The sequence below is a fragment of the Winslowiella toletana genome (assembly GCF_032164335.1).
GTDB classification, from domain to species: domain Bacteria; phylum Pseudomonadota; class Gammaproteobacteria; order Enterobacterales; family Enterobacteriaceae; genus Erwinia; species Erwinia toletana_A.
Genome location: NZ_CP134152.1, coordinates 4,661,295 through 4,674,675, shown reverse-complemented (window position 1 = coordinate 4,674,675; position 13,381 = coordinate 4,661,295). Strand labels below are relative to the sequence as shown.

Here is a 13,381-nt window from a genome sequence, read left to right as displayed (position 1 = left end):
CAGGCTGGCCATCCGTTTTTGGTGTATTACTGTCGCTGAACCCGCTTCATCCTCAGGTCGCTGTTAGCTGGCCTGGTTCATCTGCTGTTTATGCTTGTTTTCACTTAACATGGTCAGCAGCAGCAGAATGACTGCCAGCACGCAGCCGCCCACCATAATTATAAAGCCACCGTTCCAGCCGAAGTAGTCAACGGTATAACCAACGATGGCACTGGCCGCGACCGATCCGCCGAGATAGCCGAACAGTCCGGTAAAGCCTGCGGCGGTGCCGGCGGCTTTTTTCGGTGCCAGTTCCAGCGCGTGCAGGCCGATCAACATCACCGGGCCATATATCAGGAAGCCGATAACAATCATGCAGGCCATATCCACACCGGGATTTCCGGCCGGATTCATCCAGTAAATGATAGTGGCGATGGTCACCAGCGTCATAAAGAACACCCCGGTAGCGCCGCGATTGCCTTTAAACACTTTATCCGACATCCAGCCGCACAGCAGCGTTCCCGGAATACCGGCATATTCGTACAGGAAGTAGGCCCATGAGGACTTATCCAACGAGAAGTGTTTCACCTCTTTCAGATAGGTCGGGGACCAGTCGAGAATGCCGTAGCGCAGCAGATAAACGAAGACGTTAGCCAGCGCGATATACCACAGCAGTTTGTTCGGCAAAATGTACTGCATAAAGATCTGTTTGGCAGTCAGCTCTTCTTCATGCTTGTCAGTGTAATCCGGCGGATAGTCGTTTTTATACTCTTCAATCGGCGGTAATCCGCAGGATTGCGGAGTATCACGCATCAGTGCAAAAGCGATAATCGCAATCAAGATCGCGCCAAATGCAGGCATATACAGCGCCGCTTTCCAGTCGTTAAACCACGCCATACCCAGCAGGAACAGCAGAGGTGGGATCCCGCCACCGACGTTATGCGCGCAGTTCCATACTGAGACGATGCCGCCGCGTTCTTTCTGCGACCACCAGTGAACCATAGTGCGGCCGCATGGCGGCCAGCCCATACCCTGGAACCAGCCACAGATAAACAGCAGCACAAACATGATCATAATGCTGGAGGTTGCCCAAGGGACAAAGCCCATAATCAGCATGACGCAGGCCGCCAGAATCAGACCGGCAGGCAGGAACACGCGTGGGTTGGAACGATCCGAAACCGAGCCCATGATAAATTTTGAGAAGCCATAGGCGATGGAAATACCGGACAGGGCAAAACCTAAATCACCGCGTGAGAAGCCCTGTTCAATCAAATAAGGCATGGCCAGTGCGAAGTTTTTGCGCACCAGATAGTAGGCGGCATAACCGAAGAAGATGCCGAAGAAAATCTGCCAACGCAGGCGGCGATAGAGTGGATCGACATGATGGTCTGCGACGCGGGTCTGGTGTGGCGCAGGTTTAAAAATACTTAACATAAAAGCTCCGATGGCGCATTTTTAGTGATTGTTAACGGAAGCGCTGCGCGGATACGCAGATGGAAATGTTCCATTTCGCGCATAGCATAGTGGCTGATATGGTTAATGACTGTGAGTAAGCACACAAATGTTGCAGTTTTATTACAGTCGCGGCTTGTTGTGTCACAAATTAGCCAACTTTCTGACGCTTTTAGGCATAATCAATCACCTTTCTGGTCAACTGCGTCTCAGACTTTTCGGTTTCGTTTGATGAGCGTTTGCTTTCCTGATGCAACATTATGACTGGTGTTTATTTGTTCACTCGTCAACCAGAAACTTGATTCGCCCTGACAGCAATTCGTTACAATAACGCCTCTTTTTTCTGATGAGTGATTACTGTGGCATTACTGATTATCACCACCATTCTTTGGGCGTTTTCTTTCAGTCTGATCGGTGAGTATCTCGCGGGGCAGGTTGATAGCTGGTTTTCGGTGCTGATGCGGCTGGTATTGGCGGCGGTGGTGTTTCTGCCATTTCTGCGCTGGCGTGGTTATCAGCTGTCGACGCTGCTGCTGTATATGGCGGTCGGTATGTTGCAGCTGGGCATCATGTATCTGATTAGCTTCCAGGCCTATCTCTATCTCAGCGTTTCAGAATTCCTGCTGTTTACCGTGATGACGCCGCTGTATGTCACGCTGATTTACGATTTAATCAGCGGGCGTGGCGTGCGCCCTGGCTATGCGCTGAGTGCGCTGCTGGCAGTGGCGGGAGCCGCGATTATTCGTTACGACAAAGTCAGTGACCATTTCTGGTTTGGATTGCTGTTGGTGCAGCTGGCGAATCTCTGTTTTGCCATCGGTATGGTTGGCTACAAGCGCCTGCAAGAGACGCGTCCGATGCCGCAGCATACGGCGTTCTCGTGGTTCTATATTGGGGCCGTCAGCGTGGCGATTGTCGCCTGGTTCCTGTGGGGTAATCCGAATAAACTGCCGACCACTTCGCTACAGTGGGGCATTCTGGTATGGCTGGGCGTTGCGGCATCAGGACTGGGCTACTTTATGTGGAATTACGGCGCAACCCAGGTAGATGCGGGCACGCTGGGCATTATGAACAATATGCATGTCCCGGCCGGATTACTGGTTAACCTCGCCATCTGGCAGCAGCAGCCGCACTGGCCGAGCTTCCTGATTGGCGCAACGGTGATCTGCGCTTCACTGTGGGTACATAAACGCTGGATAGTGGGTAAAGGCGTGAAGGGATAAGCGGAACCGGAGCGGGTAAACCGCTCCGGCACTCTGCTCGCGGTCAGGCTTTCGCGGCAGGCGTTGCAGGACGGATTTTTTTAGTCAGTCCTTTCAAAAAGTTTCTTAAAATCTGGTCGCCGCATTCGCGGTAGTTTTTATGCCCTGGTTTACGGAAGATCGCGCCGATTTCTGCCTGAGATACGGCAAAGTCAGCCAGCTGCAGAATTTCGGTGATGTCGGTGGTTTTCAGATTAAACGCCACGCGCAGCTTTTTCAGGATAATGTTGTTCGTCATTTTGCGTTCGATGGAGGGCACCGGCGCTTCTTCGCTCTTGCCGCGCAGAGAGAAAATCAATCCGTTCAGGAAATAGCCCATCAGCACGTCCGGAACCGGACGAAAGCCCGCTTCATCATCCTTTTTCAGGAAAGCCTGCATCTCTTCGACAGAGACTTCACTCTCCGCCAGTGCCAGCGTACTGACCATTTTAGCGTCACTCATTTCCAGCATGTAGCGCACGCTGCGTAACACATCGTTATTGGTCATATTGAAATCTCTTCAGGTTAAGGAATGCATTGCGCCGCATTATACACTTCGCCCCTGAAGTTGCATCAGGACTGGCTGACCGTCAGCGGTAATGCCGTGCCGGGACGCGATGCGTCACGAACAAACGGCAGATGATCGCAGGCGTGCTGGCGTGCGGAGCGGATAAATGCTTCCACTACTGGCTGACGCTGTTCTCCATCGCGCACGGCGGCATACAGGCGGCTCCACAAGCCGTCACCCAGAGGTTTAGTGACAACCAGCCCCTGATGTTCAAAGCTTTCCACCACCCAGTGTGGCAGTGCAGCAATGCCCATCCGTGCAGCAACCATCTGAATCAACAGCAAAGTATTATCGACGTTTTTCAGTGCCGGGCTGACCCCCGCTGGTTGCAGGAAGTGACGCCAGATATCCAGACGCTGACGCTGTACCGGGTAGATCATCAGCACTTCGCTGGCGAGATCTTCAGGTGAAATTGTCTCATTCTGCGCCAGCGGATGGTCGGGAGCCAGTATCAGCCTGACTTCGAAATCAAACATCGGTGAATAGTGCAGGCCGCTGCGCGGCAAAATATCTGAGGTCAGCACCACGTCCAGTTCGCCTTGCTGCAGCGCCGGTTGCGGATCAAATGTTACGCCCGATTTAAAGTCCATCGCCACTTGCGGCCAGCTCTGACGGAAATTGTCCAGTGCCGGAGTCAGCCACTGAATGCAGCTGTGACACTCAATCGCGATACGCAGCGTGGTCTGACGCGGCTCATGGCATGCCTGCAACGCCTGCTGAATTTGTGGCAATACCTGTTCTGCCAGCTGCAAAAGAATCTCACCCTGCGGGGTAAAGCGCAGTGGCTGGCTTTTACGTACGAACAGGCGAAAGCCGAGGCGCTGCTCCAGATCGCTGAACTGGTGTGATAACGCCGATTGCGTTTGATGCAACTGTGCAGCGGCGGCGGCCAGTGAGCCAGTATTCCTTAAGGCCTGCAGCGTCCGTAGGTGTTTGAGTTCGATCATGAGAGTCCTTCACATCGATAATGAACAATTTGCGCTTGTGATGAATACAGTACCTGCACATTATAGCGGTGTAAACATCTGGACGGCTAAACTTCTCTGGCGACGACGCCGGAACGCATTTAAACGAGGGGCAAAGACATGACTATTCTGAATCACACACTCGGATTTCCACGCGTCGGTCTGCGTCGCGAACTGAAAAAAGCGCAGGAAAGCTACTGGGCAGGCAACAGCACCCAGCAAGAATTACTGGCTGTGGGTAGCGAGCTGCGCGCTCGTCACTGGCAGCAACAGAAAGATGCCGGTGTAGATCTGCTGCCGGTTGGCGATTTTGCCTGGTACGATCACGTACTGACCACCAGCCTGCTGCTGGGTAACGTACCGGCTCGCCATCAGAACAAAGACGGCTCTGTCGATCTCGACACTCTGTTTCGCCTGGGTCGTGGACGTGCGCCAGGCGGTGAGCCGGCTGCTGCGGCTGAAATGACGAAGTGGTTTAACACCAACTATCACTACATGGTGCCTGAGTTTGTTAAAGGGCAGCAGTTCAAACTGACCTGGACTCAGTTGCTGGATGAAGTCGATGAAGCGCTGGCGCTGGGGCATAAAGTCAAACCAGTACTGCTTGGCCCGGTCACTTACCTGTGGCTGGGAAAAGTGAAAGGCGAGCAGTTTGACCGCCTGAGCCTGCTGAAAGACATTCTGCCGGTGTACCAGCAGGTACTGGCTGAACTGGCAAAACGTGATATTGAATGGGTGCAGATAGACGAGCCGGCGCTGGTGCTCGAACTGCCGGACGAGTGGCTCAATGCCTTTAAACCGGCCTACGATGCGCTGCACGGCCAGACTAAACTGCTGCTGACCACCTATTTCGACAGCATCAGCCAGAACCTGACAACTATTCGCCAACTGCCGGTAAACGGGCTGCATGTCGATCTGGTTCACGGTAAAGACGATGTGGCGCTACTGAACAGCAAATTGCCGGTTGAGTGGCTGCTTTCTGTTGGCGTCATTAACGGCCGTAACGTCTGGCGTGCCGATCTGAGCAGCTGGTTTGAGCGGTTGCAGCCGCTGGTGGGCCAGCGTAAACAGCTGTGGATCGGCTCTTCCTGCTCTCTGCTGCATAGTCCTATCGACCTGAGTGTTGAAACTCGCCTTGATGAAGAAGTGAAAAGTTGGTTCTCCTTCGCACTACAAAAGTGTAGTGAGCTGTCACTGTTGACTCGTGCGCTGAATAACAACGATGCCGCTTCACTGGAAGCATGGAGCGCACCGATTCGCGCCCGTCGTCATTCAACCCGCGTGCACAATGACGCTGTTGGTCAGCGTCTGGCGGCCATCACCGCAAAAGACAGCCAGCGCGACAGCAGCTATCCGGCGCGTGCCGAAGCACAGCGTCATCGCTTTAACCTGCCAGCATGGCCGACCACCACCATCGGCTCATTTCCGCAAACCACCGAGATTCGCGGCCTGCGTCTCGACTTTAAGCAGGGCCGACTGGACAGTAAAAACTATCGCACCGGTATCTCTGAACATATAAAGCAGGCGATTGTTGAGCAGGAACGTCTGGGGCTGGACGTGCTGGTACACGGTGAAGCCGAGCGCAATGACATGGTGGAATACTTTGGTGAACATCTTGATGGCTTCGTGTTTACGCAGAATGGCTGGGTACAGAGCTACGGTTCACGCTGCGTAAAGCCACCGGTAATTATTGGTGACGTCAGCCGTCCGGCAGCAATTACCGTTGAGTGGGCGAAATATGCTCAGTCGCTGACCGACAAGCCAGTAAAAGGCATGCTGACCGGCCCGGTGACGATTCTTTGCTGGTCATTCCCGCGTGAAGATGTGTCACGTGAAACCATCGCTAAGCAGATTGCGCTGGCGCTGCGCGATGAAGTGGAAGATCTGGAAAAAGCCGGCATCGGCATTATCCAGATTGATGAACCTGCCCTGCGTGAAGGTTTGCCGCTGCATCAGTCTGACTGGGCAGCTTACCTGGAGTGGGCAGTGGATGCCTTCCGCCTGAATGCTGCGGTGGCACAGGACGATACCCAGATTCACACCCATATGTGTTACTGCGAATTCAACGACATTATGGACTCCATCGCGGCGCTCGATGCTGACGTGATTACCATTGAAACCTCGCGTTCAGATATGGAGTTGCTGGAGTCGTTTGAGCAGTTCGAGTATCCGAACGAAATCGGCCCGGGCGTGTATGACATTCACTCGCCAAACGTACCCAGCGTTGAGTGGATGGAAGCGCTGCTGCTGAAAGCCGCGAAGCGTGTTCCGGTTGAGCGCCTGTGGGTAAACCCTGACTGCGGCCTGAAAACGCGCGGCTGGGCTGAAACACGTCAGGCGCTGGCGAACATGGTAAAGGCGGCGCAGAACCTGCGTAACGCTACCATCTGAGTTTACTGTGTTGTTGTGTTGAAGTGGTTGGGGCGCACGGCGCCCCCTTTTTATGCTTACGCAGCAGGTGCAACGCCATAGCGTTTAAACCAGGCGAGCATGCGTTGCCAGCCATCCTGCGCCGACTCCTGGTGATAACTGTCGCGGTAATCGGCATTAAACGCGTGTCCGGCATCGGGATATACCACGATCTCGGCATCGGCGTTCGCGGCGCGCAGTGCCTGACGCATCACCTCGATGCTCTCCTGCGGAATGCTGTCATCCAGGCCACCGTATAAACCCAGCACCGGCGCGTTAAGATCAACCGCAATATCGACAGGATATTTCGGCTGTTTTATCGATTTGTCACCGACCAGCTTGCCATACCAGGCTACCGCCGCTTTGAGCTGTGGATTATGCGCGGCATAAAGCCAGCTGATGCGGCCACCCCAGCAGAATCCGGTTATGGCAGTATTGCGCATATCACCGCCGTGACGTGATGCCCAGTTGGCAACGTGATCGAGATCGGCCAGCACCTGCGCATCCGGGACTTTACTGACCAGCTCGGTAATTAAAGTGGGGATATCGTCATAGTCGGCAGCATCGCCCTGGCGGAAATAGAGTTCAGGCGCGACAGCCAGGTAACCTTCTGCTGCCAGCCGGCGACAGACATCACGAATATGCTCATGCACGCCAAAAATTTCCTGCACCACCATAATCACCGGCAGAGCGGCGGTGGCATTTTTTGGCCTGGCGTGAAAGGCGGGCATATTTTCGCCCTGCGTCGGTATTGAGGTTTCACCAGACAGAATATCAGTAGAGTCGGTAATAATGGTGGTCGATGCGGTAGGCGAAACCGCAGGAGCGAAGCCACTATTGCCTGGCTTTTGAGCCATGTTATCTTCGGTTTTCATCGTCCTCTCCATGCAAGCATTAGCGCAATCAGGTAACTATAGCCAGGATTACACCGTGGCTATTTACACTCATCTTTAACACTCAGCAGGCATCAAGCGCAGGGTCGGATGTGACTAAATAGCCTCACAGAGTGAATTTATGTGAGGTTAATCACGATGCTCATGTATTTAAATGTAATTTTCATTTTCATCGGTGAGTTAAATCACATAATTTTGCCGGGCAGTGGATTACAGTAGCGCATTAGCGTACCCAACTTTTTTATTCAGGAGTCTGTTATGGCCCAGTCTGACGTTTTTCACCTTGGTATCACTAAAGCCGACCTGCAAGGCGCGACGCTGGCGATTGTGCCTGGCGACCCTGAGCGGGTGAAAAAAATTGCGGCACTGATGGATAATCCTGTCCATCTGGCCTCACACCGTGAATTTACCAGCTACCGCGCCGAGCTGGATGGCAAGCCGGTGGTAGTCTGCTCAACGGGTATTGGTGGACCGTCAACGTCTATTGCGGTTGAAGAGCTGGCGCAGCTGGGCGTGCGCACTTTCCTGCGTGTCGGCACCACCGGAGCGATTCAGCCTGGCATCAATGTTGGTGATGTGCTGGTGACGACCGGTTCAGTGCGTCTTGACGGTGCCAGTCTGCATTTCGCGCCAATGGAGTTTCCGGCGGTGGCCGATTTCACCTGTACTACCGCACTGGTTGAAGCGGCGAAAGCGGCAGGTGCCACTACTCATATCGGTATTACTGCGTCATCTGACACCTTCTATCCGGGCCAGGAGCGTTACGATACCTTCTCTGGTCGCGTTGTCAGCCGCTACCAGGGTTCGATGGAAGAGTGGCAGCAAATGGGCGTACTTAACTATGAGATGGAATCCGCCACTCTGCTGACCATGTGTGCCAGTCAGGGCCTGCGTGCCGGTATGGTTGCCGGCGTGATTGTTAACCGCACGCAGAAAGAGATTCCGGATGCGGTTACCATGAAGCAAACTGAAAGCGATGCGGTAAAAATCGTCGTTGAAGCGGCGCGTCGTCTGCTGTAGTTGATCCCCCGAACGTCGGGTGGCATTCCCGCCGCCCGAATTGCCTGCCAGCACCGCACTTCATCTCCCCCTGCTTTTTATCTGGACATTCATACAGTGCGCCTCTACCTTTTCACTGTTCGACGCGGTGTGCAGGAGGAGCAGTGGACAATCAATATCTTTTTGGCGTATGTCTGGGGCTGGCAGGTTTGCTGGTGGGCTGGATTATTGCCTGGTTTCGTTATAGTCAGCAGCAGGCCAGTCAGGAAACCGAGCGCCGGTTATTAGCGCAGTCGTTACAACAGTCGCAGCATGAGCAGCAACGCCTGCAACAGCAAATACAGTCGCAGCAGCAGGAACAGCAGCTGATTGAAAAAGAGCTGCGGCAGCTGCATGGCGCGCTGGCCGCCGCGCAGGAAAAACAGCATCACTTTGATCACTGGCGTAGCGAAAGCGAGCAGTTGAGTCGTGAGCTGCGTAACCAGCTGGAAATCAACAGCGCTCAGGAAGCAGAACTGCGCGAAGTGACTATCCGTCTGGAAGAGACGCGCATGGCGGCCGAAGAAAAACAGCGGTTGCTGACCAACAGCGAGCAGCGGCTGACCGCACAGTTTGAAAATCTGGCCAATCGCATCTTTGAAAACAGCGGCCGCCGGGTCGACGAGCAAAACCGTCAGAGTCTCAACGGGCTGATTACGCCGTTGCGCGAGCAGCTTGATGGTTTTCGCCGTCAGGTACAGGAAAGTTTTGGCCAGGAGGCCCGCGAACGTCACACGCTTTCCCATGAGATCCGCAACCTGCAACAACTGAATGCGCAAATGGCGCAGGAAGCAATCAACCTGACCAAAGCATTGAAAGGCGACAATAAAACGCAGGGCAACTGGGGGGAGGTGGTGCTGAGCCGGGTGCTGGAAGCTTCCGGGCTGCGCGAAGGCTATGAATACCAGACCCAGGTCAATGTGCAGCTCGATCAGAACAGCCGGATGCAGCCTGACGTCATCGTGCGTTTACCGCAGGGTAAAGATGTGGTGATTGATGCCAAAATGACGCTGGTGGCTTACGAACGTTACTTTAACGGCGAAGATGAAGTGACGCGTGAACAGGCGATTGGCGAGCATATCGCCGCGATTCGTTCGCACCTGCGCTTGTTAAGCCGAAAAGATTATCAACAATTGCCTGGTTTACGCTCGCTGGATTATGTGTTGATGTTTATCCCGATAGAGCCCGCCTTTCTGCTGGCGATTGACCGTCAGCCAGAGCTGATTAGCGAGGCGCTGAAGCAAAATATTATGCTGGTCAGCCCGACCACGCTGCTGGTGGCGCTGCGCACCATCAATAATCTCTGGCGGTACGAACATCAGAGCCGCAATGCGCAGCGTATCGCCGACCGCGCCGCGCGGCTGTATGACAAAATGCGGCTGTTTGTCGATGATATGACCAGCATCGGGCAGAACCTGGATAAGGCGCAGGATAGCTATCGTTCGGCGATGAAAAAGCTGGCGGAAGGGCGCGGTAATCTGATTGCCCAAAGTGAAAGCTTTCGTCAGTTGGGAGTAGAAGTAAAACGGCCAATAAATCCGCGACTGGCCGAGCAGGCTTTACCAGAATCGGCGGAAAATGATGCCGATGAACCGGACGACGAACAGCAGGAATCCTCCGCGCCACCGATGAGTGAGATGCTGCGCCGTATCAATGAATAAACGCCGGGGCAGCGTGCCTGGCTACCCTTACTCTGGTACACTTCGAGGATATTTGATTGTGGAGCAGGCAAAACAAATGGCAGATGAATCACAGGAAACCACACATTTTGGTTTTCGTACGGTCGCGAAAACTGAAAAAGCTGACATGGTTGCAGATGTATTCCATTCCGTCGCGGCGAAGTATGACCTGATGAACGATTTGATGTCCTTTGGCATCCATCGCATCTGGAAGCGTTTTACCATTGATTGCAGCGGCGTGCGCCGTGGGCAACGCGTATTAGACCTGGCGGGTGGTACCGGCGATCTGACGGCGAAATTTTCCCGTCTGGTGGGTGAAACCGGTCAGGTAGTGCTGGCGGATATCAACAGCTCAATGCTGAAGATGGGTCGCGAAAAGCTGCGTAACAGCGGTGTGGTGGGCAATGTCAGCTATGTGCAGGCCAATGCCGAAGCGCTGCCGTTCCCGGATAACTATTTTGACTGCATTACCATCTCCTTTGGTCTGCGCAACGTTACCGAGAAAGAAAAAGCGCTGGCCTCAATGTTTCGCGTGCTGAAGCCAGGTGGTCGTTTGCTGGTGCTGGAGTTCTCCAAACCGCTGCTGGAGCCACTGAATAAAGCCTACGATGCTTACTCTTTCCATATTCTGCCGCGTATTGGCGAACTGGTGGCGCAGGATGCCGAGAGCTATCGCTATCTGGCGGAGTCCATTCGGATGCATCCTGACCAGGAGACGCTGAAAGCGATGATGATGGACGTGGGTTTTGAAAACACCACTTACCATAACCTGACGGGTGGCATTGTCGCGCTGCACCGTGGATTCAAGTTCTGATCGGGAAAGCGAATGACTTTAACGCCGCTGTTAACCGCTGGTCTGGAGACCGCGCTTAATCAAATTCTGTATCGCGATCGTGGCCTGAAAGCGGCGCGTCAACGACTGACTGGCAAGACTCTCGCCTTCGATCTGCAGGAGCTGTCTCAGCCGTTGACGCTGGTGTTTAGCGAAAACCAGGTCGATGTGCTGGGCGACTGGCAGGATGCGACCGACTGCACCGTTAAAACCCGTTTTTCTGTGCTGCGTAAATTACGCGATCGTCAGCAGCTTACCGCATTGATTCGCAGCGGTGAGCTGGAAGTGGACGGCGATCTGCAAGTGGTGCAGCAGTTCTCCGCGCTTTTTGATATGGCTGAGCTGGATCCAGCAGAGTATCTGGCTCCGTGGGTTGGCGATATCGCCGCGCAAGGTATCAGCCAGTTTGCCCGCCGTGGTTTCAATTTCCTGCGCAACGATATTCAGCGGAAACAAAGCTATGCGGCTCAGGTGTTAACCGAAGAGTGGCGCGTGGCGCCCGGTGCTTTAGAACTGGCCTGGTTTGCTGAAGAAGTTGATGCCGTAAACCGTTCACTGGACGCATTAAGCGCCCGGTTAGACTCGCTGGAGGCGAAATGACGCTGGGAGAAATTCGCCGGCTGTATTACATCATCAAGGTGTTTCTCAGTTACGGTCTTGATGAACTGATCCCACGTACTCGCATTACTTTGCCAATTCGGCTGTGGCGACGTTGTGTGTTCTGGATCCCCAATACGCACAAGGAAAAGCCGCTGGGCGCGCGTCTGCGTATGGCGCTGGAGCAGCTGGGGCCGGTGTGGATTAAGTTCGGTCAGATGATGTCAACGCGACGCGACCTGTTTCCGCCGCAGATTGCCGATCAACTGGCGATGTTGCAGGACCGGGTAGCGCCTTTTGATGGTGAGCTGGCGCGTCGTCAGATTGAGCTGTCGCTGGGCTCGACGATTGAAACCTGGTTTGACGATTTCGAGATCAAACCGCTGGCGTCCGCTTCTATCGCTCAGGTGCATACCGCCACGCTGAAAGAAAATGGCAAACAGGTTGTCATCAAGGTGATTCGCCCGGATATCCTGCCGGTAATCAAAGCGGATATGAAGCTGATTTATCGTCTGGCACACTGGGTTCCGCGTCTGTTACCCGATGGCCGCCGTCTGCGCCCGGTAGAAGTGGTCGCTGACTATGAAAAAACCTTGATCGATGAGCTGAATTTACTGCGCGAAGCGGCAAATGCCATTCAGCTGCGCCGTAATTTCGACAACAGCAAAATGCTGTATGTGCCTGAAGTCTATTCCGATTATTGCAGTGAATCGATGCTGGTGATGGAGCGCATTTACGGTATTCCGATTTCAGATGTGGTGTCGCTGGAGCAGCATGGCGTCAACATGAAGCTGTTAGCCGAGCGTGGCGTGCAGGTGTTCTTTACCCAGGTATTCCGCGACAGTTTCTTCCATGCAGATATGCATCCCGGCAATATTTTCGTCAGCTATGAGCACCCGGAAGATCCGCAATATATCGGTATCGACTGCGGAATTGTCGGCTCACTGAACAAAGAAGATAAGCGCTATCTGGCTGAAAACTTTATTGCTTTCTTCAATCGTGATTATCGTAAAGTGGCGGAGTTGCATGTTGATTCCGGCTGGGTACCGCTGGATACCAATGTCGAAGATTTTGAGTTTGCCATCCGCACCGTCTGTGAGCCGATTTTTGAGAAACCGCTGGCTGAGATCTCCTTTGGTCATGTGCTGCTGAACCTGTTTAATACCGCCCGACGTTTCAATATGGAAGTGCAGCCGCAGTTGGTGCTGTTGCAGAAAACCCTGTTGTATGTCGAAGGCGTCGGGCGTCAGCTCTATCCGCAGCTTGACCTGTGGAAAACCGCCAAGCCGTTCCTCGAAGACTGGATTAAAGACCAGGTAGGAATTCCGGCGATTGTGCGCGCGCTGAAAGAAAAAGCGCCGTTCTGGGCGGAAAAGTTGCCTGAGTTACCGGAACTTTTTTACGACAGTCTGCGTCAACATAAACGTTTGCAACATAGTGTTGATAGGCTGGTTACCGACATGAATGTTCAACGCACGCGCCAGCATCAGTCACGTTTCCTGTTTGGTATCGGTGTCACGCTGCTGGTAAGCGGCACGGCAATCCTGTTAACCCATCCGGAATGGGATGTACTGCCGGCAGTGATGATGGCGGGTGGTCTGGTGTCATGGCTGATTGGCTGGCGCAAGACCCAATGATTGTCATAAACGGTAAAAAGACGCGTTAAGCTAAGCGTCTTCGTCGCGACCCTGCGGGTAGTTGTTATATACTGCCAGCATCAGCGTTTAA

11 protein-coding genes are annotated in these 13,381 nt (G+C 53.8%); 7 read left to right on the top strand and 4 right to left on the bottom strand.

From position 1 onward, the window contains the following. Positions 1-63: 63 nt before the first annotated feature. Positions 64-1,413 (bottom strand): glycerol-3-phosphate transporter, encoded by a 1,350-nt coding sequence (gene glpT, locus RIN69_RS21225; RefSeq protein ID WP_313854371.1) that lies wholly within the window; start codon positions 1,411-1,413, stop codon positions 64-66. Positions 1,414-1,790: 377 nt separating this feature from the next. Here glpT and RIN69_RS21220 point away from each other — a divergent pair, with 377 nt between their 5' ends. Next, on the top strand, positions 1,791-2,654 hold the full coding sequence (locus RIN69_RS21220; RefSeq protein WP_313854370.1) for a carboxylate/amino acid/amine transporter: 864 nt from the start codon (positions 1,791-1,793) through the stop codon (positions 2,652-2,654). Between the two features lie 43 nt (positions 2,655-2,697). On the opposite strand, the gene RIN69_RS21215 is transcribed toward RIN69_RS21220, so the two are convergent. Next, positions 2,698-3,180 (bottom strand): YehS family protein, encoded by a 483-nt coding sequence (locus tag RIN69_RS21215; protein ID WP_313854368.1) that lies wholly within the window; start codon positions 3,178-3,180, stop codon positions 2,698-2,700. A 65-nt stretch (positions 3,181-3,245) separates the two neighbouring features. Beyond that, positions 3,246-4,187 (bottom strand): HTH-type transcriptional regulator MetR, encoded by a 942-nt coding sequence (gene metR, locus RIN69_RS21210; RefSeq protein WP_313854367.1) that lies wholly within the window; start codon positions 4,185-4,187, stop codon positions 3,246-3,248. 138 nt (positions 4,188-4,325) lie between these two features. On the opposite strand from metR, the gene metE reads away from it, so the two are divergent. Then, on the top strand, positions 4,326-6,596 hold the full coding sequence (metE, locus tag RIN69_RS21205; RefSeq protein ID WP_313854366.1) for a 5-methyltetrahydropteroyltriglutamate--homocysteine S-methyltransferase: 2,271 nt from the start codon (positions 4,326-4,328) through the stop codon (positions 6,594-6,596). Between the two features lie 56 nt (positions 6,597-6,652). Here the strand turns inward: metE and RIN69_RS21200 are convergent, their stop codons facing one another. Then, positions 6,653-7,489, bottom strand: a complete 837-nt coding sequence (locus RIN69_RS21200) for a dienelactone hydrolase family protein (RefSeq protein WP_313854365.1) — start codon at positions 7,487-7,489, stop codon at positions 6,653-6,655. A 276-nt stretch (positions 7,490-7,765) separates the two neighbouring features. Between RIN69_RS21200 and udp the strand changes: the two genes are divergently transcribed. The 5 genes from udp (at position 7,766) to ubiB (ending at position 13,290) form a co-directional block, all read left to right on the top strand. Beyond that, positions 7,766-8,527: a uridine phosphorylase gene (gene udp, locus RIN69_RS21195; protein ID WP_313854363.1), complete on the top strand. Its 762-nt coding sequence runs from the start codon at positions 7,766-7,768 to the stop codon at positions 8,525-8,527. A 143-nt stretch (positions 8,528-8,670) separates the two neighbouring features. Beyond that, positions 8,671-10,206, top strand: coding sequence for a DNA recombination protein RmuC (gene rmuC, locus RIN69_RS21190; RefSeq protein ID WP_313854361.1), 1,536 nt, complete (start codon positions 8,671-8,673; stop codon positions 10,204-10,206). A 76-nt stretch (positions 10,207-10,282) separates the two neighbouring features. Next, positions 10,283-11,038, top strand: coding sequence for a bifunctional demethylmenaquinone methyltransferase/2-methoxy-6-polyprenyl-1,4-benzoquinol methylase UbiE (gene ubiE / locus RIN69_RS21185; protein ID WP_313854359.1), 756 nt, complete (start codon positions 10,283-10,285; stop codon positions 11,036-11,038). Between the two features lie 12 nt (positions 11,039-11,050). Next, on the top strand, positions 11,051-11,656 hold the full coding sequence (gene ubiJ, locus RIN69_RS21180) for a ubiquinone biosynthesis protein UbiJ (protein ID WP_313854358.1): 606 nt from the start codon (positions 11,051-11,053) through the stop codon (positions 11,654-11,656). Then, entirely contained in the window at positions 11,653-13,290 is a 1,638-nt protein-coding gene (ubiB, locus tag RIN69_RS21175) for a ubiquinone biosynthesis regulatory protein kinase UbiB (RefSeq protein WP_313854357.1), read from the top strand. The genes ubiJ and ubiB overlap by 4 nt, the downstream gene beginning before the upstream one ends. Positions 13,291-13,381 lie beyond the last annotated feature (91 nt).